Source organism: Thalassovita sp. (assembly GCF_034670005.1).
GTDB lineage: Bacteria > Pseudomonadota > Alphaproteobacteria > Rhodobacterales > Rhodobacteraceae > Thalassobius.
In genome coordinates this window covers 49,693-74,521 of record NZ_JAXMOH010000008.1, presented here as the reverse complement: position 1 = coordinate 74,521, position 24,829 = coordinate 49,693, and the positions used below count along the sequence as shown (strand labels likewise).

The window sequence follows — 24,829 nt, the reverse complement described above, 5'->3', positions numbered from 1 at the left end:
GAAGCACAATATGAGATCTGCTGGGAGTGTCATGAACTTTGTGTATCTGGCCCGGCCCATGCGGTTTTAGATACTCAAGCGTCGAAGCGCTCGCCGAACATTATGGCGAACTGGTTGCGAGCTGCAAACCATTCCCGGACATTTCTGCCATCCTTCTCGAATTTGCGGATCGCCAGATAGATCAACTTGGTTGCGGCATCATCGGTCGGGAACGAGCCGCGTGTCTTGATCGACTTGCGGATCACCCGGTTCAGGCTCTCGATGGCGTTCGTGGTGTCAATGTCAGCCCCCGCGGCTTGCGGGCTTATTGCAGCCGCCCGGCCAGCCGCAGGCAACGGACCGACATGGTTGTTCTGGCGCATATCAAGGAGCAATCCCGGCTCAGCCTGGGCAGCTATGGCCGCCCCAGAATGACAGAGGAGCTGAAAGAGCTGGGTCTGGAAGTCGGCCATCGCCGCGTTGGACGGCTGATGCGAGAAAACGGCGTTCGGGTTGAAAGATCCAAGAAATACAAGGTGACGACTGAAGTGGTCCCACGAAATCGGACAGTTAGCTAAGGTGTATCCCGAACCTTTGAAGGGATACGAGAATGGCGAAGCGCCGGAATTTTACAGATCAGTTTAAGGCCAAGGTGGCGTTGGAAGCGCTGCGCGGTGACAAGACGATCCAGGAGATCGCGTCGAAGCATCAGCTTCACCCCAATCAGGTGAGCACGTGGAAACGTCAGGCTGTTGAAGGCATGGCCGATGTGTTTTCTGGAGGCAAGCAGGGCGGCCCGTCCGAGGCGGAGGTGAAGGAGCTTCATGCCAAGATCGGGAGGTTGGTGATTGAGAACGATTTTTTATCCGAAGGGCTCAAGAAGTGAGCCCCGAGAAGAAACGCACCATAATCCGTCGCGACCATCCAGATTTGAGCATCTCGCAGCAATGCAAGCTGGTACGGCTTAGCCGATCCGCGTTTTATTACACGCCGGTCGGAGTCAACTCAGACACGCTTGCGGTGATGAAAGAGATCGACCGGGTGTTCACGAAATACCCGTTCTTCGGCAGCCGCCAGATCGCAGCCTTTCTGCGCCGAGAAGGCACAATCGTTGGGCGCCACCGTGTGCGCAGGCTGATGGCGAAGATGGGCTTGGAAGCGATCTATAAACGCCCGAGAACCAGCCAACCGCATCCACAGCACCCGGTTTATCCCTATCTGCTGAGGAAGATGCAGATCGTCCGCCCCAATCAGGTCTGGTGTGCTGACATCACCTTCGTGCCAGTGAAGCATGGCTTCTTGTATCTGGTCGCGATCATGGACTGGCACAGCCGCAAGGTGCTGAGCTGGCGTCTGTCGAATACGATGCATGCAGACTTCTGCGTCAAGGCTCTGAACGACGCCATTGCCAGACACGGTCCGCCCGAAATCATGAATTCGGATCAGGGGTCGCAATTCACCGGATCGGCTTGGATAACTACTCTGAACGAGGCCGGCGTGCGCATCTCTATGGACGGGCGCGGTCGCTATCTCGACAACATCTTCATTGAGCGGCTTTGGCGCTCCTTGAAGCAGGAAGCCATCTATCTCGAAGAAATCACCGACGGTTTCCACGCGCGGTGCGTGATCAGCAGATGGATGACCTTCTACAATACCGAACGTCCCCATTCTTCCCTTGAGCATCGAACGCCGAGGGAGGCATATTGGCACGGTCGAGAACAGAAATTGGCAGCATGAAACTTAAATCGGATACACCTTAGAAAGGCTGCAAACCTGTCCGGAAAACTGGGACCACTTCATAGCAAGACTCCAGGCGCAAGGTGGTTAAAGCACCTGAGCTTGAGTGTAGTTTGGTAATCCCCCTGAAAATTAGTGGTGTTCATAATTAGTGGTGTTCATAAGTAGAATTTTTCTGGCAGATTGACCGAGGAGAATTCGGATGAAGAACAAGCGATTCAGCGACGCGCAGATCATGTCGATTTTGAAGCAGGCAGAGAACGGGGTGCCGGTTGCCGATCTATGCCGCGAACACGGGATGAGCAGTGCGTGCTTTTACAAATGGCGGGCCAAGTTCGGGGGGATGGATGCTTCGATGATCGCCGAGATGAAGGCCATGGCCGAAGAGAACCAGCGGCTGAAGCGGATGTAACGGCCCGGAATATGTCAGTGGGCTGCTGATGGAATGGGCCGAGAAACGCGGCATCCGGATCGAATACATCCAGCCCGGCAAGCCGCAACAGAACGCCTATATTGAGCGCTACAATCGCACAGTCAGGCACGAATGGCTGGATCAGCACATCTTCGAGACGATAGAGGAGGCGCAGGACCAGGCCACGAAATGGCTCTGGACTTACAATAACGACCGGCCCAACATGGCCATCGGCGGGATCACCCCGCCATGAAACTGAAAACAGCCGCGTGAATTCTACGGCTGAGCCCATTAAAAATGGGGGGATTACCGTGGGTGAGCCAGGCTTCCAGTTCGGCAGCGATCAGTGCAGAGCGTTCCCGTCGCGCTGCGAGGCGGATGATTTCACTGGGCGGCAGGTCAGTAGGTCGGCCTACTCACCTTTAAACTGAACCGTGTCTCTATAAACACTACCAGATTTGCTCGTAACGACCAGTTCGACAATAAGCGTAGCCCCAGTTTCGACTGAGAATCTGGATATCGAGATCGGGCCCAATACCTCGCCTTCAGATTCGGGAACCGATCCAGCCTGGCGATTGACCGAACGACCGCTAGCCCCTTCCTTGATCGCGCTCAGTTCATAATAGCCCGACTCACCAGCCTCAAGCCGGGCGAATACTTCGAGCTGGATTGCGCTTTCATACCGGGTTCCGACAACCCAAGCATGTTTTGGTTCTTCTCCGGCGACTTTCAGCGGAAACAACAAAGCGGAGGCGACCACGGCCAGCATAAGTTTCATTTTCAATGTTCCTTTATTCGCTCGCAACCGGCAGACCCAAAATCTCTTCTCTTTCGTCATCCTCAGGCGCAGGTTGCGGTGAAACGCGGACATAGGCGCCATCTTCGTGCAGCACCACCCCATCAAGGTCGGCTTTCCTTCCGTCAGATAGGACAAGCTCGTCATCGCCAATGCAGGTCAGGCCCAGCAGGCGACGCTGCACCTCGCTCGCGGAGGCGCAGGTGCCATCTGCGACGGATGGTGCTTGCTCTTCGACCGCGGCGGCGCGATCCGCAGGATTCATCTGCCCGATCCCCGCCGAACTTTCCTCCGGCGGGGAGATCTGGTCGATGACAGAAAGGTCGCCGCTAGCGTTCAGATCCGATTGTGCGAGAGGCGCATGTGAAGTCGCAATGGCGGTTGTCGCGACAATGCAAACGAGAACAGGATTACGCCGCATCGGGCTACCCGCCCGTCTGGGTGATCTGGACAGACATACCGCCGGTTTGCGTGACGACAATTGGCGACGCCTCAACCCCGAACTGCTTCAACTCTGCAGAGTTTGCATCACCGTTCTGCTCGAGTTCCATGAGATTGCCCTCACCTTTTTGAAGAAGATCGGCATAATTGTCTGCGCCAGTCTGCTGAAGTGTCATACTGTTGCGGGAACCAATCTGCGTCTGAACCGCGATATTTCCAATGCCGGTTTGAGCCAAATACAATTTGTTACCATGGGCTGAATTCGCGCCGAACAGGCCTGATTGGCTGATGCTGAAGCTGTTGACGGCTCCTGAAACAAGCAAATCGGCAATATTGCCGCCGCCATCTTGTCTCAAGTCACCCTGATTTTCGAAGCCGCTAAGGCGCACCATCGCGCTTTGATCCGCGCCTCTTTGTTCGATTATCAGGAGGCTGCTATCCCCTTCATCAGCGACCCGAGCGACATTTTCAATACCGATCTGGTCGATCGTGACTTCGCCGCCGACGGCGCCGGTTTGATCAACAAAGCTGCTGTTTCCGGTTGCCTCCTGGCGGATCTGGGCAAGGTTGTCTGCGGCCTGAACCGGAGCCAGGCCTACAAAAAGCATCATAACGAGACTTGTAGTCATACGGATCATATCGATCTCCTTGGCTCTGATTGCTGCCAGCCACCAGCTTGGCGGCGATCCTATCAAAACGCAGGCTAACACTTACTTTACCAGAAACGGGTATTTGCCGCTTGTAATCTTGCAGATACTCGATCTGATGTCATGAAATTCGTCAGATCACAGATGAGAGGAGCCCGCACGCTATGCGCGCGGACCCCAAGGGCATGTTATTGCATCACGGTTGCTGTGTTGCCGGCACCGGTCTGGACGACGCTGGAGATGTTTCCGCTCGTGATCGTTTGCGACACGTTTGCGAAATTGGCTCCCGCTGTGCCCGACTGGGTGACCGTGCTTTCATTGTAGTCACTCGACTGCAGCACGATGGACTGGTGGTCGTCGCCGGTCTGCGACATCGTGCTAACGTTCTCCATACCCGACTGCGTCAGCAAGGCGTAGGCATTCGCGCCGTCGGACTGCGTGATCGTGCTCACACCACCCGTCCCGGACTGGGTCACGAAGGCATCCGCGCTCGTGTTGGTCTGGGTGATCGTGCTCGTGTTGTCGAGGGTGCTCTGCACGACAGTCGCCGTGGATTCGCGGCTCTGAGCCCCCTGGGTGATCATCGAGGTCTGGTTGGTCCCGTCTTGGTTGACCGACGCGGTGACGGTGCGCGCGGTCTGATTGATCGTGCTGTTGTGGTCGACACCGGTTTGCACAACATCGGCGGTCATTTCGCGGTTCGCGCCCTGGTTCACGTCAGACGTGTTGAAGGCGCCCGTTTGCGAAACGTTGACCAACGCGGCGGAGCCGCGCTGGCGCACACCCGAAACGTTGCCAGCGCCTGTCTGGTCCACGTTGGCGTCGGTGAACGGGTTGGCATCCTGGGCGAAAACATCCTGCAGGATTTCCGATTGGTTGTCGACGCCGGTCTGGTCGTTGCGCGCGGTCACCCCCGAGCCAAGGCCGTTACCAGGCGCCTGGTTCGGATTGCCAGACTGGACGATGCTCGAGGAGTTGCCAGATCCGGCCTGTACGATCCGGCCGTTCATGCTGTAGCCCGACGGCACGCCATCCGGTCCTTGGGCGAGGCCGTTGGAGTTCTGGCTTATTGATGCCATGTTGCTGGCGCCGCCCGGGTTGTCGCTGTGCTGCTCGATGCGTGCGCGCGCGTTTGATCCGATCTGATTGATCGTCGCGTCATTCGCGGCAACGGAAGCCCCGACACTGCCAACCGGGTTTTCCGATTGCGTTACCTCGGCGAGGTTCTGTGCCCCATCCTGATCTATGGTCGACGCGCCTTCGTTGCCACCGGTCTGATCGACGGTCGCGATGTTGGTCGCGCCGATCTGGTCGATGTTGCTGTCATTAGCGAAAGCCGCCGAGGCGCCGATGCTGAGCGCGATTGCGGACACACTGGTGATGAAAAGATTTTTCATGATGTTATTCCTCTGATGAATGCAGCCGCGATCAACCGGCCCCTAGGCAGAAGCAGCCGGTCGACGCGGATGGTTGGCTTATTGGTTGACGGTGGCGACGTTGCCGGCGCCCGACTGAGCGATGTTCGAGTAGTTCCCGTTGGTCATCGTCTGGAACACGCTGGCCGAGTTACCCTGGTTGACGGTGTCCACGACCGGATCGCCACCATCCTGCGTGATGATCGACGAGTTGTCGTTGGTCGACTGGGTGACTTCGGCGAACTGGTCCCAGCTTCCAGACCCTGCGACGAGAGAAGTCTGCAGGACAGAGCTGGAGTTGTTGTTGCCGCTCTGGTCGATCAGCGCGGCGATCGAGCTGTTGGCCCGGCCGGACTGGGTGACATCGCTGTCGTTGCCATTGCCGGACTGATCCACCGACACGGTGCCGTAGTTGGCGCTCTGCGTGACGGTGCTCAGGTTGCCCTCGCCGGTCTGGGAGACCGTCGCGTCGTTGTCGAGCCCCGACTGGTTGACATCAGAGGTGTTACCGGCGGATGCCTGGGATACGGTGGCGCTGTTCAGATTACCCCGCTGTAGGATCGTCGAGATGTGATCCGTTCCATCCTGCGTGACCATCGCGGTCTGCCCCCGGCGATCAACCGGATCGGCGTCTCGCCCCTGTTCAACGCTTGAGAAGTTGTTGGCACCATTTTGCGTGACATCCGCGAGCGCGGTGGGCGGCCCGTCGTTGAACTGCGTGATATCCGAGATGTTACCCGGGGTTTCACCCGGATCGCCGGTCTGGTTCACGACGGCTTCGGCGCCGTCACCTTCCTGATAGATGCTCGACGTGTTCGACGCAGTGTTGAAGTTGGGCGTCCCGTTGTTTGGATCGTCCGACTGCGTCACAGTCGCCGAATGGTTGGCGCCGATCTGGTTGATCGCCGACGACCCCTCGTTACCGCCCGTCTGATCGACGGTGACGGTGCTGGTTGCGCCGATCTGGCTGATGGTGCTGTCATTGGCCAGCGCCGGGGCGGCAAGGGCCATGGCAAGAACGGACGCAGTTGCAATTAAGTGCTTTTTCATGAGGCAAACCTCCGATATAAGCACCAAAGGCATCTCTGGTGCTTGGTTGGCGACCGCAGAATTGCGGCCTCTGGTCTGGGCGCGGCGTCTGAGGTGTCCAGCCGTGTGGACGCCGCGTCCTCTCTATTCACCCTGTGTAAGGGCGATCCTTTATGTCTGCGACGGTCGAATTCATTTCCCGGGCCGCCAAAGCAACAATCATCGCCACTTTGTACGGGGGCGTATCCCCACTTGGCGACTAGGCGTTCTGGCCTTCGGGCTTGTGACCATCCTCTTTCAAGTATTCCTTTAGCAGGGCTTGACCTGCTTTCGGATTCTTGAACTTCCAAAAGTTCCCTTTGGCCATTTCCATGATTATAGCGTAAACCGCTTTTTCAATCGTGCGGGTCAGGGCGACGAAACCGGGCTCATTCGAAGTAATGCCGGCTTCAAACTCCAGAATTTTATCAACGTCGATATAACGGAATGCGCCCGTGCTAACGGCAGTCGAGATAATCGACTTCTGAACGACAACCGAGGCCAGTACCTCACCAGTTTTCACGCTCACCGTCCTGAGGTTGACGCTGATGGTATCTTGCCGGTACTCCGACCGGGCGCTGAGCCCCAGAAGAGCAGCCCCCGCCCCGCCGGTAACGGTATTGGAATCGAAGCCTACGACCCCACCTTCGATAATTACCCCGGCAAACAGCATCGGCGGAAGCGCCTGCGGATTCACTTGCTCTTCGCCCAGATAAAGCTGACGCATTTCCTGAATGATTCTACGCTCTTGCAGCAGATTGTTAAGGTTGTCGCGTTCCACGACGCGGAACCAAGAGCCATCGCCCGTATCGCGCAGCGCCTTGACCAGAACGGGCCCCCCGCCCTGAGACACGGCCTTTGACAGGGTCTGAAAACCCTCTGACGGTTTGAACTGACCTGTCAGATCCTCGAAGCCATAGATCGCCACGTCAAGTTTGCGGGCGGGCGGCGGCAGCTCGGACAGTACATTCCTAGTAGACGTAGCGACGGGCAGTATCGGCTCCTGCGTACGCTGTTCGAGTGTCGCACACCCTGACATAGCTATTAGCGCCGCACCTATGGCAATCATTCTTAGGCTGGAAAGCCCCATCTGTATTCCCCCAAACTCTTGACTGGCCTGCGAATTCAGTCGGTCGCCTAGATCCCGTCGACGACTGGCAAAACAATCTCCGTAGTCGAGCCGTCCAAAAGGTTTGTGATCTCCACGCGAATATCTTCGAGAGATCGCTCGTAAAAAATCTGCTGATCACCGATGACGATGGTGTCGCTGTCGCCCGGCTCGGAACCGGTGATCACCTCGGACAGTCCCGAAGAAAGCGATGACAGCAAGCGGCTTTGCAGCTGGCGAATGAACAAATCCGATTGCGTACTGCTCGTGCTGTCCGTCCCCTCGCCATTGTCCGTATGCTGATTTTGTATATCAGCAAGCGCAAGCAAGTGGTTTGAATTGAAAGAGTTCCCTCCGAACGTGGGGCTCACAAAATCGAAGGTCAGGTCTTGGGCAATTACCGGATTGCTAAAAATTACCGGATTACTAAAAACGACCGCCAAAAGCACATACTTTTTCATATTCTCTTTACCCCTCTCCGAACGCCGAATCGAAATAGATTCGGCAACGTGATTCCGCATTCGCTCGAATGCGTAGATTAATAATTTTTTTTCCTTGTCTGTTGAGGCCGCCAACAGGCGCATATTTCATTAATCTACATCACATACATACTTTAGAGTTTCCTTTAGAAAAAGGGATGATTTTCATCAAAATGCCGGAATACCGTCTGAACTCGTCAAAAACTCTGGCGTATATAAAATTCATTGATTGCATTCCAAGCGACAAAAAACCAATTGAGAAACTACCTCTGGTGGCATATCTCTCCTTTAACGGGACACCCGACACATAATAGTGAACCTTCTCTCTACTCAAGGGAGATCGATTGTTTCCAAACACAGGAAAGTTGGCAGCGACTTTCGTCGCGTCAAATTTCTGCCGGAAACCATGGTTACGATCTTACAGAAAGGGTATTTGGCTTGGTACAGCCCCCCTAAAGTTCGTCTAAATTTCTCTATTTAGGCTAGTTGCCACCGAATCAAACCACCTTCGCTGAAACGGGCGTAACGATCCCACATCAACCGGACAAGTTAATCTGATCAACGCGGGTATCGTCTTTCCAATGCGTTCACCGATACCGAGATGACAGGCTAGCAAATTCTGTGGTTGCCACCCTTATTGCAAGTGCCTTTGGACTTGCCCGGATTTAGTGGAGAGCGTTTAGCTCACTTCGCGAGCCCCGCGCTCGAATGCGATAGGGCTTTTGTAGCCGAGCGATGAATGTCGCCTGACTGGGTTATAGAACCCGTCGATGTATCTGGCGATGGCGTTTTCAGCCTGTTCCCGGGTTTGCCAGGCGACCGGCCAGATCAGTTCCGACTTGATGATCTTGAAGAAGGTCTCGACCATCGAATTGTCGTAGCAGTTCCCCTTGCCGCTCATCATCCCCAGCCAAACCAAAAATCAGGTCCGATCCGTCCAAGCCGTCTATTGTATCGTTGTAATCCGTACCAATTAGCGTGTCGTCAGTGTCTGTAGCGGTAATACTCATTTTAGTATGCCTTTCAGATATTGCTTTAACAGACATGCACCAAGATAAATGCCTTTTCCCCTTTTTAGTTGAATCTCCGCGCACCGATCAACCCTCTTGGGTGCGCCGCGCCAATGTCTGAGCATCTGAACTGCGAACTGAACGGAACTCTTGCCTCGGAGGACGAATTTACACAACTTTCGGCTTTATGGGTGCATGTTTGGACAGACCGCTTGAGCCGCTTTTCCCCAAGTTTCATCTCTGACGGCGTCATAAAGGCACCTAGCAGACGGTTTGGCCCAGAAACCTTCCACCAGTTCTACATGGCTAACATCATCAGTCTGTAGACCATTGAAAGCATGGCTTTGTGGCTCAGGCAGACATACGAACTGGCGCGACATCATTCTTGCTGGGACGCTTTCGTCCGTTATTAATTCGGCTGTAGCGGACCTTCTGTACAGCGACGACCCTCAGACAGCGTCGACTTACTTCATCGGGGATATTCTGGGGATGCTTGCGGTGTTTTGGGTCCCGATGATGAGCTTTCGACTTCACAGAGAGTACATGGCCATAGCGCCCTGCCCCATCGCATTTTCACATGTGAAATTTCTCGAAACGGGCACATAATCACCATATGTATATATTTTTTACCGTAAATCTCCCACAGTCAGAAATCTATATACTTTTCTATACACTGACTGATAACTAATTGATATTAAGTAATGTGAACGTATTGCAAATCCGTGAACACCGGTTCGATTCCGGTACTCGCCTCCATATTTTTCAATGACTTAGAGAAAACTCAATCCTGCACTGGTCCTGATTAGGCTCAGGACCCATATCCGCCATCGCTCTCGCAGCAACCATCATATTCTGGGTATGAGTCCTGAGGCTAAGATTGCCAGAGGTGGATAAAGATTGGCTTTCTCATGTCCCACTCCTCAGCGGTTACGATGAGCCAGAAACACTCTCTTATCAAATTACCCTATTCGGCCCCATAAGCGTTGACGGCAGACAGTAACGTCCCCTTCTTCCCAATAGAATCAAGAAGAGTGACGCCAGTGTTAAAGGGCATTTTTAACCCGTGCCCCCAGCCCGTTTACAGCGGCGGCGAGTTCTGGATTGAGACTTTCCAAATTCGGTTCAAAGGAAACTTCGGATAGGTCGCTTCGAAAAAGCAGGCTTGAGCGTTTTTGATCGTCTGTCTTTGCTTTCTGTTGCAGATGCCATCGCGCCCTCGATAGCAGGGCGTGGGTCACCAGGTCGCAATCAGACTTGTTCTCGAAGGTATCTGTGAGGACCGGGAGAAGACGGTCCAGCATAGCTTGCCATGACCCTAGAAAATCTTCCCAAGAGAGAGCTTTCCAACCATCGACAAGTCCTCCTTTTCGGATCCAGCGAATGTACAAGTTGTCCGGCACAGCTATGCACGGTCCGGCAATCATCATTTTTGTAAGGAAACCATAATGTAGCTTCATCCCGTCTGCGCCATCTTCCAGAAGCGTTTCACTTCCGAACTTGCTGGTGCGTACCATGTTTCGCATTGGGGCACCTGGGATTTGGTCGTATGCGTAGAGCGTCGCGACGCGCTCGACTGTTTTTTGTGGATAGGAATAAGCAGGAATCCGACGCTCGGCCTCTCCAAGCCAACTGACTTCGCAATTTGCGCTTGCGGCCTCTGGCGCGGCCAGTAGTACGGCCTGCATTTTTTCGCAAAACTGAGGCAGGATCACATCGTCATGATAGAACATGAAGAAGAAATCCGTATCCACGTTTCGGACGAGTCTGGCGACGTTTCCGGCCCATCCCACGCGTTCTTCGGTTTCAATCACATCAATGCGGGAATCTGTCCGGGCGAATTCACGACAGATATTTGCGGTCTGATCCGTGGAGGTATCAACCGACACCAGAATGCGGATATTGTTCAAGGTTTGTCCGCTGGCAAAGGCGAGCGTCCGTTCGATAAACGGTTCAGACTGATAGGTCGGGATGCAAATCGTAACCGTCGCCGAACCACCCCCGCGAGAGATGAAAGGCGAAGATATGAGCTTTGAAAGTTCTCGAGTTAATTTCATGTCTATCTAAACCGCAAAAAAATATGTTGCCGGCAATTCAAGAGCCGCATGGAAGGTAACAAAACCTCGCATAAGGTCTCGCATAAGGTAAAGAAGCCCCTCTGTTCAACAACATGACCTGTATGTCTATGCGATGAATGCCCTGGACACGCTCACAGGGCTTCCTCTTCCTGGTTCGTGGAAATTCTAATTGCCAGCAAATGAGATAGGATCGCGCGCAACTGGATGGTGCAGATATTCGAGGTTTCCAGCAATCGCTTCAGCTCCGAAAGTCGGAGCCAAACACCTTGTTCCTCCGACAGATCTTTCGCGTCATTTGCGTATTCGGCAATCCGATAGCGCCAGATATTCCTGTAAAACCGGCCTCCTTCGTCGCTTTCCAAGGCCTCGAAAACCACTTTGTATGAACTTTCCGAAAGGGATTTCGGCGCGCAGGCACTTGATCCGGGATACTGCACGAGGCTGGGACCAAGTGCGCTTGGCGACGCAAGACCGGTTTCCTTGGCAAACGAAGCGAAAAACTCCAACCCTGAGGACGTCTTGCGGAAAACGAGAATGGCCTGACCCTCGCCAGCAGCTTTGATCAGAGGTTGGGACCAGGATTTCACTTCCCGGTTCACGGCGCGCGTTTCGAACATTTCGACGCCTATCCCTTGTCGTGAAGAATTTTCATAAAACGTGTTTTGATCAAAATGCCATCCGTCCAATTGTTCAAGCGGCACGAATTTCAACGTCTTCGCGTCGGCGGGCGTCCGTGCGAACGTGCGCCCCAGCACCTCGGGGCGAAGCGGGGTCGACAGGCTTTTTCTGACCTCACAATCCACCGGTGTCAGTTCTTTGCTGATATCATCGCGCGACCACGGAGACAGGGCAAGAAGGGTTCGAAGATCCGGATTCAGGAATAATCCACGATGCGCCGCCTGAACCAGAACGGAATTTTTCACCCAGACAAATGATGGTGCGGGCGGGTCAAGCGTTGGCATTTCAAGGATGATCGCGCGCTTGGTCTTGAATAAATAACGTTCCCCAAGATCGAGTTGCGACGTATCGGCGAGGACCGTTGCATCGGCGTCATATCGTAAGAACGCATCAATGTATGGAGTTGGCGCCCCCCCATGCAACCCCATATAGTTGGCGGCGGTCGCCTGAACAGTGGGGCTGAACTGAACTGCATTTGGATTGCCCGGCTCTGCCCGCGCCTGAAGCAGAAAGTACCGCGAGCCATCTTTGACGGCCGTAATCATGCCCGTAATGGCCGCCTGCGGTTGATGCAGGAAAACACGATCCGGATGGCAAGGTTCACGAACTCCCACAATATTGAAAAATCCGCCCGACCGGTGGGCAAGCGCACCAGAATTCATGATCCAATCATCAGCTTCGGAAAAGCCCACCGAACGAATTGAAAAGCCAGAGCGTTCTACTTCGAGGACGTCGTTCAGGTGGCTGATGCCTTCGACAATCGGCATGGTATATTCTCTCAATGACCTGACCAACTTCGAGCAAGCCACCTGTCTGATTGGAACATGCGAAACCTACCTAATCCGGGCCAAGCCGCATCTCTGTCAGCTCTATATCAGACGAAAAGAAACAGCGGCACCCCAATTCACGACGACATGACTGCCAGAGTATGCCAATCATGTCTATCCGTAGCGACCGGCTTGCGCCCTATTCAATTAGTTGAGAAAATTCAGCATTCGAAACCCACTTCTGAAGATCCTTGTTTAACGCTTCCGGAGCATCTAACCCTATCAATGGCCGTACCAATCGGGGAAAACCGTTACAGCAGACGCAGGGAGCGTTTTTAGAGTTGGCCGACGTTGTCATGAGACCCAAACGTATCGATCGGAAATCGGCGCCCGTTCCACAGGTCGTGGCCACGGCCTTTGAGGGGCAAGCGGTTCTCTGGGCCCTTGACGCGATCGAAGACGAAACCGGCTCACTCGCCAGCCTCGACTTCGCAAAGCTCGGTTTCGCGCCGGTACGCGCCTTCACCATCGGTGCTCGGGACGGGGCAGAACGGGGCGGCCATGGCCACTATAAGGGTCGGCAACTGCTGTTGCTAAACTCAGGTCGGGTGACTTGCGAGCTTTGCAGGGATGACACACGTCTCTCATGGGAGCTCGGCGGCGCGCGCCGTGCTCTCTTGATCGGCCCCGGCATCTGGTCCAGGCAGTCCTTTCACGGTCATCAGCCCGCGATCACCGTCCTGTGCGATACACCCTATGATCCTGATAGCTACTTCGAGTGTGCGCAATGAAATCTGACACGTCGTGTCTGGTCGGTCTCGGCTGGCAGGTTTGGGCGCGTGGGTGCAAGTCTGCGCCGGCTGAACATGCTCTGATCCCGGTCCCGTCATGAGGCGCGGTCCGAAACCGGATATTGCTGTTCTCGGAGCAGGAATCATGGGCACACTCACGGCCATGTTCCTAGCCCGCCGTGGCGCCAGGGTAAGCATATTCGATCAGGCCCCCGACCCAATGACCGGCGCAAGCCGTTGGAATGAAGGAAAGATTCATCTCGGTTATCTTTACAGCGCGGATCCAACTCTTGCGACAGCACTAAAAGTTCTGCCTGGGGGGCTCAGTTTCGCACCGCTGGCCGAAGAGGCGATCGGAACCAGCCTCGCCGATCACACGACACCCGAAGACGACCACTACATTGTCCACCGTGACTCGATCGTTGACCCCGAATCCATGGGCGCCTATTTCGAAAGGCTGACCGAAACTCTTCGCGAAAACGCAGGTCATGGCCGCTACCTCGGCCCCCTCGAAAACGCGCGTGTTCACCGCCTTAGCGCTGCGGAACTGGTCGATGTCGCGAATCCCGACCGGGCCTTGGCTGGCTTCGCCGTTCCGGAACGATCGGTCGATACGGGCTGGTTCGCCGACCGTCTCAGCGCTGCGCTCGGGGCAGAAACCGGAATTACCCGCCTTCTCAGCCATCGCGTTACAGGAGTTGCACGTGATCGCGGGCTCCTGTTCGTGGAAACGGAGGCGGGACGAGAAGGACCGTTCCGCATTGTCGTTAACGCGCTCTGGCATGGCCGGCCCGCCGTTGACCGCAGCCTCGGAATTGTGACCGAAAGCGATTGGAGCCATCGCTACCGCGTCTCTGCATTCGTCCGGACAACGCGGTGCGTCAGCGCTCGGTCGGCGGTTCTGGCGGTAGGGCCTTTTGGTGACGTAAAGAACTATGATGGACGGAATTTCTACGTGTCGTGGTATCCTGCCGGATTGTTGGCCGAAGGCCGCGACGTCGCCCCGCCCGAATGCCGCGCGCCAGAAGGATCCGAAAAAGATCGAGTTGTGGCCGGGATACGGGAAAACATCACTCGTGAAATGCCCTCGGTACGAGCGGTTTTCGACGCCGCCGAAGACATCCGGATCGAGGGCGGCTACGTATTCGCGCGCGGCCATGGTTCTTTATCCGATCCCACGTCCACGATTCACGATCGTAGCACGTTCGGCGTGACCCATTGTGATGGATATGTATCCGTCGACACCGGGAAATATTCGAGCGCTCCAATCATTGCAAAGACGCTCGCGGAGAACCTGCTCTTCTGATCTGAAGGAAGGTGAAGAATACAGTGGAAACTGAGCCTAAAGCTGAGGTGCCCCTAGTTTCCTAGACACCTGCCTTGTTCAGATTGAGCTGTCTGGTTTCGAAGTCAACCATTGCCGGCAGGTGATTGCATGCAATCACCGAGAGGGGGCGACAGCATTCCGTTGTTCGTGTGCTTGCGTTTCGGATTGTAGAACATCTCGATGTACTCAAACACGTCCTGTCTTGCGGCTTCGCGGGTCGGGTAGGTTCGGCTCCTGATCCGTTCCCGTTTCAGCAGTTGGAAGAAGCTCTCAGCGACAGCGTTCTGCGATTTCAGATGATCCCCCGGATCATCTGATCTGCTTCGCAGACCATCTTTGAACTCGTGACAGTTTCCGCGTCGGCTCATGCTGGGCACCAGATTGTGTTGCGCCAGGAAAGATTGCCATTCCCGGCTGGTGAATTGCGAACCCAGACAGCTCAATCTGAACAAGGCAAGCGTCTACAAATCTAAGGGCACCTCAACCCTCCTCATGCGGCTTTGTTGTCTTTGATCCCTGAGATCGCCTGGATAAGGTTGTCTTCGGTCACTTCCTCGGAAGTAAAACTGCGCATGATGCGGCCGCTGTACATCGCGATTATGCGGTCGGACACATGTAACACTTCGGGCATTTCCGACGAAATCACGATCACCGCGTAACCCTGCGCCGCCAGTTCCCGGATCAGGTTATGGATTTCGGATTTTGAGCCCACGTCAATTCCTCGCGTCGGCTCATCCACGATCAGCACTTTGGGATGCATGGACAACCATTTACCGATCACGATCTTCTGCTGGTTGCCACCAGACAGATTTCCGACCTGCTGTTTCCAGCCCGGCGTCCGAATGTCGAGCCGATCGCGATACTGATCGAAGATTGCGATCTCGGCGCCTTCCGCGACGAACGGCCCGGCCTTCAGATCGGAAATTTGCGGCAAGGTCATGTTGTCCCTGCAGTTCATGCCCAGTACGAGCCCTTGCCCCTTTCGGTCTTCCGGGACCAGCGAAATTCCCTTTGCAATCGCATCGGCGGGCGAATTGATGGATGTTTTTGCGCCATCCAGAAGGATTGTTCCGGCACTCGGTTCGCGCAGACCGAACAGCGTCTCGGCTATCTCGGTCCGCCCTGCGCCGACAAGACCGTAGAAGCCAACAACTTCTCCCCTGCGCACCTCGAAGCTGACGTCTTGATACAGGTCGCCACAGGACAGGTTACGCACTTCAATGGCAACATCGCCCAGGTCGTGATGCGTCTCATTCCTTCTTAGGTCAAGCTTGCGGCCAATCATCAACTGAGTGACTTCATCCTCATTGGTCTCGGCAGTGGTTAGCGTGCCCCGATATTGCCCGTCGCGCAGCACACTGATCCGGTCAGTGATCTTGAAGATTTCTTCCATCCGGTGCGAAATGTAGATGATGCCCACCCCGTGCGCTTGCAGATCGGCGATCACGTCGAACAGCACCACTTTTTCCGCGTCCGTTAACGAAGCGGTGGGCTCATCGAAGATCACTGCCTTTGCGTCCACAGTAAGTGCGCGGGCGATCTCTACCATCTGCTGGTTGGCGATACTGAGATCGCCGACCCGCTTTCTGGCATCGAAACCCACTTTCAGCTTTTGCAGGATCGCATCGGTCTGGGCATAGAGTTTATCCCAATCGACAAGGCCGAAACGCTTGCGCGGCAGCTCGCCCAGATAGATATTCTCGGCGGCCGTGAGTTCTTCGGCGAGACTGAGCTCCTGATGGATGAAGACAATGCCCTTGGCCTTGGCTTCCAGTGGGGAATACATCACTGCGGGTTTTTCTCCGACGATGATCTGGCCCTCGTCGGGCTGATAGATGCCACCCAGCACCTTCATCAGGGTGGACTTGCCGGCGCCGTTTTCGCCCATCAGGGCATGCACTTCGCCCGGCAAGACAGACAGCGATACATCGTCCAGCGCCCGAACGCCCGGGAATGTCTTGACGATGTGTTCGAGACGCAGGACGGGGGTCTGATCGGTCATACCTTCAACTCCTCTTTGCCTTTGATGTTGAGCTGGCGATCCAGGAACAGAACCACGATCAGGATAAGACCGATCACAAGGTTCACGGTTTCGGTGTCGGCGCCTATATGCGCCAAACCCTTGCGCAAAAGCTGGATGGCCAGCACGCCGCCGAAGGTCGAGATGATGGACCCGGCACCGCCGGTCAGCTTGGTGCCGCCCAGCACAACCGCGGTAATCACCCAAAGCTCGTAAAGCTCACCATCATTGGGGTTGACCGAACCGCTTTCGGAATAAAACACCACCGCCGAAAGCGCAGCCAGAAAGCCGATGACCATAAAGTTGATCATCATATGCGGTCCCACGCGGATTCCGGCATTGACCGCTGCATTGCGGTTATCGCCGATGGCATAGGCGTTACGGCCATGCACGGTTTTGTTCATCAGCAACCATACCGCCGCCGTTGCGGCCAGCAAGAACCATGTGGCGGTGTGCAGACCAAGGAAATGCGCCTCCGCGAAATCGACCAGTGTCCAGTTCAGGTAGCTGGTGGGCTGTTCGCCGTTATACATGAAGACAATCCCGCGATAGCCCAGCATTGATCCAAGCGTCACGATGAAAGCATCAACGCCCGTCTTCCAGACGATCAGTCCGTTCAGCGCGCCCAGCACGACACCGGTCAGCAGGGCCAGCCCCCACGAAACCGGGATCACCCAATCGCCCAGCCCCGAGAAGATGGACCATGTCATGCTGTCGAGCAGGACAATCGCGCTAAGCGCATAGGTCGCGCCGACGCTCAGATCGATATTGCCGTTGATCATGATGATCGTCATACCGACGGCGATGATCCCGATGGGCGCCGACTGCTTGAACAGCAGCAGCATGTTGTCGACATCCATGAATGCCTTATCGCTCAGGCTCAGAAACTCGCCCGCGACGGTGAAGAAGACCAGCTCGAGCACGATAAAGCCCCAGATGGCGCCGCGCTTTAGAAAGGTGGAAAGGGTTCCGGGTTGCATGATCACTCCTCCCTTATGCGATCGGTGACCAGAGCTTGCCGCGCTTGGCCGCGATATCGAGCCAGACCGCAAGAATGATGATGCCCCATGTCACCACATATTGGACGTAGAATTGCAGCCCCACCAGCAGCAGGCCATTCTGGATAAACCCCAGGATCAGCACGCCGATCACGGTCTTGAAGATCGTCCCCGAGCCACCGAGCAGCGATGCGCCGCCAAGGATCACCGCGGCGAGGACCTCCAGCTCCAGACCCTGCCCCACGGTATTTTGCGATCCGAGAGAGCGGCTGGCCTGGATCAATCCCGCCGTGGCCACACAGAGCGAAGAAAGCAGGTAGCAGGTGAACACGACCCGGGCCCGCCGGATGCCGGAAAAGGTCGCCGCCGTCCCGTTGCCGCCTACTGCATAGACCTTGCGCCCAAACGGCGTTTTCGCAAGTACGAGACTAAAAAAGGCCGCCAGTAGGCCAAACAGAAGAATCGGCACCGGAATACCAAGCGCGTCGCCCTGACCGAAGACGCTGAACCACGTACCTTCTTTATCGGCGATATCCATGTTCTTACCGCCTGAATAGGTCAGCGTCAGCCCGTGAATGGCCGACAGCATGCCCAGCGTTACGATCAGCGAGTTGAGCTTGAGATAGCCCACCAGAAACCCAATGAAGGCACCAAGGCACAGCGTCATGGCAAACATGGCCGGGATGGCCAGGGTTGGCCCGATCTTGTCGTGCAGGTCGAGGACAACAATCGTTGAGAATGACATCATCGACCCGACCGAGAGGTCAAGATTGCCGCTGATCACCACGAAAGTAACCCCCAACGCCATCACCCCGAGAATGGCCGATGAGCGCACAACCCCCATGATGTTGTCAGGATCAAGGAACCGCGCGTTTGCGAGCGTAAATCCGATCATAAAGAGAATGAAGGCGACAAGAATGCCCTGCCGGGCTAAAAAATCACCAATCTGTTCTTTCGTCAGCCCTGCCATGGCTTTCCTCCCCTTTGCCTCCCGGACGCCGGTCATACCAGCGTCATGCCGCCGTCGATCATCACGATCTGGCCCGTCATGTAGTCGCTGTCCTTCGATGCCAAAAACGTGGTGGTTCCAGTAATATCGTCCGGCTTGGCCACGCGGCCCTTCAGAATTTCGGCTGAAAATTCTTCCATCGCTTGGCCCGGTCTCTCCGCCGCGCCGATCGCCATCAGGTCCTGATCGACCTGCTCCCACATTTCAGTTGCGACCACCCCCGGAGCAAACCCCGTCACGGTGATATCATGTTTCGCCAGATCGCGCGCACCCGACTGGGTCAGCGAGACAACCCCCCATTTCGATGCGCAGTAAGGGGCAACGTTATCAAAGCCCTGACGGCTGGCGACCGAAGCGGTGTTGATGATTTTTCCGGGCGTGCCTTGACGGATGAATTGCTTGGCTGCTTCCTGCATGCCTATCAGGCAACCCAGACCGTTCACGTCCAGGATGAAGCGCCAATTGTCCTCGGTCACATCGAGAAAGTTCATCGGCTTGTTCACGCCGGCATTGTTGAACTTGACATCGAGTTTCCCAAAGACGTCGACCGTATGGGCGATCATCGCCTGGACCTGATCACGGTCAGTTACATCAACCCGTGCATGGGTCACTTTCCCGCCATTAGCTGTCGCTCGCTCGCTATTCAGGGCCGCAACCTCGGCCACCTTGCCACCGTTTATATCGGCAAAGCAAACATCGGCGCCTTCGTTCAGAAGAGCTTCGCCAATGGCACGTCCAATGCCCTGTGCAGCACCGGTTACAATACATGAACGACCCGAAACACGGCCCATGGGTTCCTCCCCAGGAAATCTTGATGATCTTTGTTGGAAACCGGGCGCGGCAAACCGCGCCCGAGAACATGCAATCTTAGAAGACGGGCTTGGTAAAATCGCCCATGTTGTCCTGCGTGATCTTCGGGGTGTCGAAGTAGTTCAGGAACGGCACGTCTTTGCCCGACAAAACGTCGATGGCAGTCTTGAGGGCGGCTTCGGCATCGTCCACCGGAGACTGGTAGATCGAACCCCAGTATTCGCCACGTTCCATGGCCTCGTAGCCAACGGAGAAATTGGTCGCACCAACAAAGATGATGCCTTCGCGACCGGCGGCTTTCGCAGCGTTGAGCGCCCCAACGCCCATGTTGTCATCTCCGGCATAGACGCCATCGATATCGTCATACTTGACGAGGAAAGCTTCCATGACCTTCTGCGACTTTTCACGGCTCCAGTCGCCCGGCTGAGTATCGATGACGGTCACGTTAGGGCAAACCTCAGGCAGGCGATCTTCGAAGCCCTTGGCGCGCTCGATTGCGGTGGTGTAGCCGGGCTGACCAGTGATGTGGACGACGTGGGCTTCGTTCTCGATACCCATTGCCTTGAACTTGTCGCACATGATTTCCGCCGAACGGGCCCCCTGGGTGATGTTGTCGGGACCAGAGAACGACTTGACGAAATCAAAACCCTGCTCGGCAATGTTTGAGTTGGTAACGATGACCGGGATGCCTGCCTTATGGGCCTTGCGCACGGCGGGGATCACGGCTTCGCCATTGGTCGGCCAGATGATGATAGCGTCAACTTCCTGCTGGATCAGGTCTTCCATCTGCGCGATCTGGCGGGCCACGTCGCCGCCCGCGTCAAGCACGACGCTTTCCACATCCACATTCGCATCGGCAGCCGCGATAAAGGCCTTTTCATATGTGGTCTGATAGCTGTCGACGCCCACGTTGTTCTGGGTGATGCCGATCTTGAAGCTCTCCGCCGAAGCGGCGCCGCCATAGATCAAGGCAACTGCAGTGGTCGCCGCCATTACATTCCGAAGTTTCATTTGGTTCTCCTCCCGAGTTGTCCAATTCAATGTCTGATCCCGGCCCCCCTTGGCCAGAGAATCATCATCCGTTGCATCGGACGAATGACTGCAGTCTGCCGCTTACTGCGTTACAGCTATTCATCAAAAATATCCATTTTGAATAATTCAATATCCATTTTGGCTTTATTCGCAGTACAGTTCTTCGGTCATTTTGAACATTTTGAAACGGAGGCACGCGATGCCCGAACTGGATTCGTCCAAATTGAACAAACTGATCTCCGGATCTTCCAAACGTAACCGCAAAACACGGACCCATCCCATGAATGCGATGAAAGGACTTAAGGAAAGCACTTTGGTTTCGCCTGGCGCGAAAACCGAAATGCTCCATATCGTGTCCTTTTTGGATGAACTTGGCAGCGAACTTGAAGATTCGATCGAACTGTTCGCACCGAACCCTTATTTCCGGATGGTTTTGCACCTGATCCGCGGTCATCTGGAAGCCAAGACCATCACGCCCACATCTTTGATCGGTTCCAGCCATGTTCCTTATGCGACCGCAAATCGCCGCCTGAAAGAGATGATCGAGGCCGGGCTGATCGAACAACGCCCGCGCACCAAAAGCGGTAAAAGCTTTTCGATGCACCCCAGCGCGTTGCTTCTGGAGCAGTGGACCCAGCTTTCGGGGCGGGTCAAGCGATCAGCGGAAACGCAATTTGGTGGCGGTGAGTCCGATGCGGATGCGCGTGACTATTTCTACGGCAATTCCTACATGTCGGCGCAATCGGTGCCGCCGCTCAAGGTTCTGCCTGAACCTCTGAAACTGGCGGGCGGGCTACGGGTGCTGGTGCACGGCGACCCGACCTTCATGGTGATGGAAAACCTCAAGCGACAGTTCGAGCAGACGATCGGCACCCAAATCCATCAGCGGGCCTTTTCCATCGACCGACTGCGTGAAGAGGCAAAGCGCAACGCCGAACGCAAGATCAGCCGCTACGACATCATCGCGCTCGATCTGCCCTGGGTCGGCGAATTCGCCGAACGCGGCATGCTGATCCCGATTGACGAAGCACTGGATATCGCGCGGATCGACCCATCGGATTTTCACACCGCCGGCTGGAAAGCCGCGCATTGGGGCGGGCGCCCCTATGGTATTCCGGCCCAGACAACGCCTGAACTGTTGTTCTATCGCAAGGATCTTTTTGCGCAGGCGGGGCTTCAGCCGCCCGAAACCACGGATGAGCTGCTGCACGCGGCGGCGCGGCTGCATAACCCGAAGCGTGGCCAATACGGAATCGCGTGGAATGCCGCGCGTGGCACCGCATTGGGGCACACGGTTCTGATGACCATGGCCGATTTCGGGCAGCCAGTGATCAACCTGCCCAAGATCGCAGGCGGTTTCGAAACCGACAGCCTTGCCGACGGCGATTACCGCCCCAGCATCGACACCGAGGCGGGCCTGCGCGCGGCAGAATATCTGATGGAACTGCTGAAATACTCGCCCCCCGACATTCTGTCTATGTCTTGGTACGAGCGGGTGCGCCCCTATGCGGCCGGCAATGTTGCGATGGCTTACGGCTATACCCTGCTTGCACCGTATTTCGAACTGGATGAAACCTGCCCTGCCTACGGGCAAACCGGATATTTGCCACACCCCGCTGGCCCCGGCGCCGTGCCGGTTGCGCCGGTTGGCGGCTATGTCATGGGCATTCCTGCGAACCTGCCACCCGAGCGGCTGCGCGCTGCTGTCGAGGCGTTGATCGTCTTTACATCGCCCGAAGCGCAGAAACTTTACGTGCAAAACGGAAGCCGGACCAATCCGCGCTATTCCGTTGCATCCGACCCGGAAGTGCGCCGCGCCTCGCCGATATTCGAGGCGATTGATGAAATGTCATGGCGCGACGAGTTGCAGTTCTGGCCGCGCCCGCCAGTGCCCGAGATCTGCGACATCATCCAGATCTGCGGCGAAGAATTTCACGACATGCTGCGCGGGATCATCACCCCGCGCGACGCTTTGCGCCAGGCCCAGGCACGGGCCGAGGCGTTGATGAGACGAAACGGGACAAGTTGACTTGAGGAGGAATAACCCATGGACCCAAATCGCCTGAACGGAAAGAACATCCTGATCACCGGCGCCGCCCGCGGCATGGGCGCAGCCAATGCCGAAGCATTCGCCGCGCAGGGCGCCAATGTGTGCATCGGTGATCTGGATCATGACGCGGCCAAGGAAGTGGCCGACCGCATCAACGCGGTGGGCAATGGCAAAGTGATTGCGGTCAAGATGGACGTGACCAAGCGCGAAGACAATGCCGCCGCTGTGGCCGCGACGGTCGAAGCTTTTGGCAACATCAACGTGGCCCTGTTCAATGCGGGCCTGAACAAGCCCCGGTTCTTCATGGATATCGACGAAGACAACTGGGACATGATCATGAACGTCAACACCAAGGCGATGTGGCTGGGCATGCAGGAAGCCGCTCGACAGATGATCGCGCAGGGCCCGATGGAAGATCACCCTTACAAGATCATTAACGTGGGCTCGATCGCTTCGCGCAAGCCGCTGGTAGACGTGACCGTTTACTGCACGTCGAAATATGGCTGCCTGGCGCTTACCCATTGCGGCGCGCTGGGCCTGGCCGAGCATAACATCACCGTCAACGGCTATGCGCCTGGCGTTGTTGTCACCCCGCTGTGGGAACAGCTCGACAAGGATCTGGTCGATATCGGTTTCAAAGAGCGCGAAGGCCAAGCTTACGACGACATCGTGCGCGATGCGTTGCAAATCAAGCGCGTATCCTACCCCAACGACATCGTTGGCACGGCATCTTTCTTGGCCAGCGACGACAGCGACTACATGACCGGCCAGATGATCCACATCGATGGCGGCTGGTGCATCCAGTAACAGCGGGGACCTCGGTCCCCACGCCCAACAACCCAAACAAATAAGGCGCCCATGGGCGCATGGAGGCCAATATGAACACCAATGCCCTGAATCCCCGCATCCTGCAGCCCGGCGATATGGACCCGCGCTGGCGTTGGGATCGTCACATTCCCGCCCTTGGTCACACAGCCGTGGATTTCGAACGTCGGGTCGACCACGACCGGTTGCGCCGCTACCGGTTGAGCCGCGCCAAGGACGCATTGAAGAAATCGAACCTCGGCTCGATGCTGATGTTTGACGTGAACAACATCCGCTATGTCTCGGGCACCAAAATTGGCGAGTGGGAACGCGACAAGATGTGCCGTTTCTGCCTGCTGGCGGGCGACGAAGAGCCGTATGTATGGGATTTCGGGTCGGCAGCGGTGCATCACCGCGAATATTGCGACTGGCTCGACCCAGACCGGATGCTGGCCGGTGTCGTCGGCATGCGCGGCACCATTCCGCCCAGCTTTGGCCTGATGCAAAAATACGCAAACGAGATCGCCAGCCTGATCAAGAAGGCTGGTATGGCCGACATGCCGGTGGGCGTCGATTATGCTGAGACCGCAATGTTCTTTGCCCTGAAAGAGGCAGGTCTGAACGTGGTCGATGGCCAGCAGGTCATGCTGTCGGCCCGCGAGATCAAGAATATCGACGAGATTCAGTTGCTCAACCAAGCGGCCAGCATGGTGGATGGCGTCTATCATGCCATCTACGAAGAGCTGAAACCCGGCGTGCGTGAAAACGAGATCGTCGCGCTGTCGAACAAGCTTCTTTACGAATGGGGATCGGACGATGTCGAGGCGATCAACGCCATTTCCGGCGAACGCTGCAATCCGCATCCGCACAATTTCACCGACCGGCAGTTCCGTCCCGGCGACCAGGCGTTTTTCGATATTCTGCAAAGCTACCAGGGCTATCGAACCTGCTACTATCGGACCTTCAATGTCGGGTTCTCGACACCAGCCCAGAACGACGCCTATATCAAGGCGCGCGAGTGGATCGATGCCTCGATCGACCTGATCCGCCCCGGCGTGACCACCGACGTTGTGGCGCAAGCCTGGCCCAAGGCCGAGGAATTCGGCTTCCCGGATGAACTAAGCGCTTTCGGTCTGCAATTTGGTCATGGACTGGGACTCGCTCTGCATGAACGCCCGATTATCAGCCGCGCAGTTTCCCTTGAAAACCCGATGGAAATCCAGACCGGCATGGTCTTCGCGTTGGAAACCTATTGCCCCGCAACCGATGGCTACTCAGCCGCGCGGATCGAGGAAGAAGTGGTCGTGACCGACAAGGGTTGCGAGGTGATCTCGCTCTTCCCGGCAAAGGATCTGCCGATCGCCAATCGCTACTAA

General features: G+C 56.0%; 21 protein-coding genes and 5 pseudogenes. 8 read left to right on the top strand and 18 right to left on the bottom strand.

Annotated features, from left to right (window positions below):
* Positions 1 to 74: 74 nt before the first annotated feature.
* Positions 75 to 281 (bottom strand): annotated as a pseudogene (locus VOI23_RS13930) (transposase); the annotation flags it as partial.
* On the opposite strand from VOI23_RS13930, the pseudogene VOI23_RS13925 reads away from it, so the two are divergent.
* The 3 genes and pseudogenes from VOI23_RS13925 to VOI23_RS13915 all read left to right on the top strand — a co-directional run.
* Positions 276 to 527: pseudogene (locus VOI23_RS13925) on the top strand (IS3 family transposase); the annotation flags it as partial. The pseudogenes VOI23_RS13930 and VOI23_RS13925 sit on opposite strands and share 6 nt — an antisense overlap.
* A 62-nt stretch (positions 528 to 589) precedes the next feature.
* A protein-coding gene (locus tag VOI23_RS13920) for an IS3 family transposase (protein WP_323785509.1) occupies positions 590 to 1,716 on the top strand; the annotation gives its coding sequence in 2 pieces (ribosomal slippage) (positions 590 to 860 and positions 860 to 1,716; 1,128 coding nt in all).
* Positions 1,717 to 1,918: 202 nt separating this feature from the next.
* Positions 1,919 to 2,401: pseudogene (locus tag VOI23_RS13915) on the top strand (integrase core domain-containing protein).
* A 139-nt stretch (positions 2,402 to 2,540) separates the two neighbouring features.
* Here the strand turns inward: VOI23_RS13915 and csgH are convergent.
* The 11 genes and pseudogenes from csgH to VOI23_RS13865 form a co-directional block, all read right to left on the bottom strand.
* Complete coding sequence (gene csgH, locus VOI23_RS13910) at positions 2,541 to 2,906, bottom strand: curli-like amyloid fiber formation chaperone CsgH (protein ID WP_323785508.1); 366 nt, start codon at positions 2,904 to 2,906, stop codon at positions 2,541 to 2,543.
* 13 nt (positions 2,907 to 2,919) lie between these two features.
* Entirely contained in the window at positions 2,920 to 3,345 is a 426-nt protein-coding gene (locus VOI23_RS13905; protein WP_323785507.1) for a hypothetical protein, read from the bottom strand.
* A gap of 4 nt (positions 3,346 to 3,349) precedes the next feature.
* Positions 3,350 to 4,003 (bottom strand): hypothetical protein, encoded by a 654-nt coding sequence (locus tag VOI23_RS13900; protein WP_323785506.1) that lies wholly within the window; start codon positions 4,001 to 4,003, stop codon positions 3,350 to 3,352.
* A gap of 197 nt (positions 4,004 to 4,200) precedes the next feature.
* The gene (locus VOI23_RS13895) at positions 4,201 to 5,409 is read right to left on the bottom strand and encodes a hypothetical protein (RefSeq protein ID WP_323785505.1); all 1,209 of its coding nucleotides are present in this window, start codon (positions 5,407 to 5,409) and stop codon (positions 4,201 to 4,203) included.
* Between the two features lie 78 nt (positions 5,410 to 5,487).
* Positions 5,488 to 6,477, bottom strand: coding sequence for a hypothetical protein (locus tag VOI23_RS13890; RefSeq protein WP_323785504.1), 990 nt, complete (start codon positions 6,475 to 6,477; stop codon positions 5,488 to 5,490).
* Between the two features lie 238 nt (positions 6,478 to 6,715).
* Positions 6,716 to 7,585: a CsgG/HfaB family protein gene (locus VOI23_RS13885; RefSeq protein ID WP_323785503.1), complete on the bottom strand. Its 870-nt coding sequence runs from the start codon at positions 7,583 to 7,585 to the stop codon at positions 6,716 to 6,718.
* A gap of 47 nt (positions 7,586 to 7,632) precedes the next feature.
* Positions 7,633 to 8,187 carry a curli assembly protein CsgF gene (locus tag VOI23_RS13880; RefSeq protein WP_323785502.1) on the bottom strand — a complete coding sequence of 185 codons (555 nt, stop codon included), beginning with the start codon at positions 8,185 to 8,187 and terminating at the stop codon, positions 7,633 to 7,635.
* 560 nt (positions 8,188 to 8,747) lie between these two features.
* Positions 8,748 to 8,983: pseudogene (locus VOI23_RS13875) on the bottom strand (IS3 family transposase); the annotation flags it as partial.
* On the bottom strand, positions 8,874 to 9,128 hold the full coding sequence (locus VOI23_RS18585) for a hypothetical protein (protein WP_416376536.1): 255 nt from the start codon (positions 9,126 to 9,128) through the stop codon (positions 8,874 to 8,876). The gene VOI23_RS18585 and the pseudogene VOI23_RS13875, both read right to left, overlap by 110 nt.
* 1,007 nt (positions 9,129 to 10,135) lie before the next feature.
* Positions 10,136 to 11,146 (bottom strand): glycosyltransferase family 2 protein, encoded by a 1,011-nt coding sequence (locus VOI23_RS13870; protein ID WP_323785501.1) that lies wholly within the window; start codon positions 11,144 to 11,146, stop codon positions 10,136 to 10,138.
* A gap of 152 nt (positions 11,147 to 11,298) precedes the next feature.
* On the bottom strand, positions 11,299 to 12,612 hold the full coding sequence (locus VOI23_RS13865; protein ID WP_323785500.1) for an NDP-hexose 2,3-dehydratase family protein: 1,314 nt from the start codon (positions 12,610 to 12,612) through the stop codon (positions 11,299 to 11,301).
* Positions 12,613 to 12,953: 341 nt separating this feature from the next.
* On the opposite strand from VOI23_RS13865, the gene VOI23_RS13860 reads away from it, so the two are divergent.
* Positions 12,954 to 13,403, top strand: coding sequence for an FdtA/QdtA family cupin domain-containing protein (locus tag VOI23_RS13860; protein WP_323785499.1), 450 nt, complete (start codon positions 12,954 to 12,956; stop codon positions 13,401 to 13,403).
* Between the two features lie 97 nt (positions 13,404 to 13,500).
* A complete protein-coding gene (locus VOI23_RS13855) occupies positions 13,501 to 14,709 on the top strand; it encodes an FAD-dependent oxidoreductase (protein WP_323785498.1) in 1,209 nt (402 codons plus the stop codon).
* A 104-nt stretch (positions 14,710 to 14,813) separates the two neighbouring features.
* Here the strand turns inward: VOI23_RS13855 and VOI23_RS13850 are convergent.
* The 6 genes and pseudogenes from VOI23_RS13850 to VOI23_RS13825 all read right to left on the bottom strand — a co-directional run.
* Positions 14,814 to 15,161 (bottom strand): annotated as a pseudogene (locus tag VOI23_RS13850) (IS3 family transposase); the annotation flags it as partial.
* A gap of 59 nt (positions 15,162 to 15,220) precedes the next feature.
* Complete coding sequence (locus VOI23_RS13845; protein WP_323785497.1) at positions 15,221 to 16,732, bottom strand: sugar ABC transporter ATP-binding protein; 1,512 nt, start codon at positions 16,730 to 16,732, stop codon at positions 15,221 to 15,223.
* Complete coding sequence (locus VOI23_RS13840; protein ID WP_323785496.1) at positions 16,729 to 17,730, bottom strand: ABC transporter permease; 1,002 nt, start codon at positions 17,728 to 17,730, stop codon at positions 16,729 to 16,731. Before VOI23_RS13840 ends, VOI23_RS13845 begins: the two co-directional genes overlap by 4 nt.
* A 13-nt stretch (positions 17,731 to 17,743) precedes the next feature.
* On the bottom strand, positions 17,744 to 18,718 hold the full coding sequence (locus tag VOI23_RS13835) for an ABC transporter permease (protein WP_323785601.1): 975 nt from the start codon (positions 18,716 to 18,718) through the stop codon (positions 17,744 to 17,746).
* Between the two features lie 32 nt (positions 18,719 to 18,750).
* Positions 18,751 to 19,548 carry an SDR family NAD(P)-dependent oxidoreductase gene (locus VOI23_RS13830; protein WP_323785495.1) on the bottom strand — a complete coding sequence of 266 codons (798 nt, stop codon included), beginning with the start codon at positions 19,546 to 19,548 and terminating at the stop codon, positions 18,751 to 18,753.
* A 76-nt stretch (positions 19,549 to 19,624) separates the two neighbouring features.
* Positions 19,625 to 20,578 carry a sugar ABC transporter substrate-binding protein gene (locus tag VOI23_RS13825; RefSeq protein WP_323785494.1) on the bottom strand — a complete coding sequence of 318 codons (954 nt, stop codon included), beginning with the start codon at positions 20,576 to 20,578 and terminating at the stop codon, positions 19,625 to 19,627.
* 220 nt (positions 20,579 to 20,798) lie between these two features.
* On the opposite strand from VOI23_RS13825, the gene VOI23_RS13820 reads away from it, so the two are divergent.
* From VOI23_RS13820 to VOI23_RS13810, 3 genes are all read left to right on the top strand, one after another.
* On the top strand, positions 20,799 to 22,628 hold the full coding sequence (locus VOI23_RS13820) for a sugar ABC transporter substrate-binding protein (RefSeq protein ID WP_323785493.1): 1,830 nt from the start codon (positions 20,799 to 20,801) through the stop codon (positions 22,626 to 22,628).
* 18 nt (positions 22,629 to 22,646) lie between these two features.
* Entirely contained in the window at positions 22,647 to 23,456 is an 810-nt protein-coding gene (locus tag VOI23_RS13815) for an SDR family NAD(P)-dependent oxidoreductase (RefSeq protein WP_323785492.1), read from the top strand.
* A 71-nt stretch (positions 23,457 to 23,527) separates the two neighbouring features.
* Entirely contained in the window at positions 23,528 to 24,829 is a 1,302-nt protein-coding gene (locus tag VOI23_RS13810) for a M24 family metallopeptidase (protein WP_212702404.1), read from the top strand.

Bases quoted from the DNA above. Each gene is read 5' to 3' on its own strand.
- csgH (WP_323785508.1), bottom strand. From the start codon at position 2,906: ATGAAACTTATGCTGGCCGTGGTCGCCTCCGCTTTGTTGTTTCCGCTG.
- VOI23_RS13905 (WP_323785507.1), bottom strand. From the start codon at position 3,345: ATGCGGCGTAATCCTGTTCTCGTTTGCATTGTCGCGACAACCGCCATT.
- VOI23_RS13900 (WP_323785506.1), bottom strand. From the start codon at position 4,003: ATGATCCGTATGACTACAAGTCTCGTTATGATGCTTTTTGTAGGCCTG.
- VOI23_RS13895 (WP_323785505.1), bottom strand. From the start codon at position 5,409: ATGAAAAATCTTTTCATCACCAGTGTGTCCGCAATCGCGCTCAGCATC.
- VOI23_RS13890 (WP_323785504.1), bottom strand. From the start codon at position 6,477: ATGAAAAAGCACTTAATTGCAACTGCGTCCGTTCTTGCCATGGCCCTT.
- VOI23_RS13885 (WP_323785503.1), bottom strand. From the start codon at position 7,585: ATGGGGCTTTCCAGCCTAAGAATGATTGCCATAGGTGCGGCGCTAATA.
- VOI23_RS13880 (WP_323785502.1), bottom strand. From the start codon at position 8,187: ATGCGCCTGTTGGCGGCCTCAACAGACAAGGAAAAAAAATTATTAATC.
- VOI23_RS18585 (WP_416376536.1), bottom strand. From the start codon at position 9,128: ATGTCTGTTAAAGCAATATCTGAAAGGCATACTAAAATGAGTATTACC.
- VOI23_RS13870 (WP_323785501.1), bottom strand. From the start codon at position 11,146: ATGAAATTAACTCGAGAACTTTCAAAGCTCATATCTTCGCCTTTCATC.
- VOI23_RS13865 (WP_323785500.1), bottom strand. From the start codon at position 12,612: ATGCCGATTGTCGAAGGCATCAGCCACCTGAACGACGTCCTCGAAGTA.
- VOI23_RS13855 (WP_323785498.1), top strand. From the start codon at position 13,501: ATGAGGCGCGGTCCGAAACCGGATATTGCTGTTCTCGGAGCAGGAATC.
- VOI23_RS13845 (WP_323785497.1), bottom strand. From the start codon at position 16,732: ATGACCGATCAGACCCCCGTCCTGCGTCTCGAACACATCGTCAAGACA.
- VOI23_RS13840 (WP_323785496.1), bottom strand. From the start codon at position 17,730: ATGCAACCCGGAACCCTTTCCACCTTTCTAAAGCGCGGCGCCATCTGG.
- VOI23_RS13835 (WP_323785601.1), bottom strand. From the start codon at position 18,718: ATGGCAGGGCTGACGAAAGAACAGATTGGTGATTTTTTAGCCCGGCAG.
- VOI23_RS13830 (WP_323785495.1), bottom strand. From the start codon at position 19,548: ATGGGCCGTGTTTCGGGTCGTTCATGTATTGTAACCGGTGCTGCACAG.
- VOI23_RS13825 (WP_323785494.1), bottom strand. From the start codon at position 20,578: ATGAAACTTCGGAATGTAATGGCGGCGACCACTGCAGTTGCCTTGATC.
- VOI23_RS13820 (WP_323785493.1), top strand. From the start codon at position 20,799: ATGCCCGAACTGGATTCGTCCAAATTGAACAAACTGATCTCCGGATCT.
- VOI23_RS13815 (WP_323785492.1), top strand. From the start codon at position 22,647: ATGGACCCAAATCGCCTGAACGGAAAGAACATCCTGATCACCGGCGCC.
- VOI23_RS13810 (WP_212702404.1), top strand. From the start codon at position 23,528: ATGAACACCAATGCCCTGAATCCCCGCATCCTGCAGCCCGGCGATATG.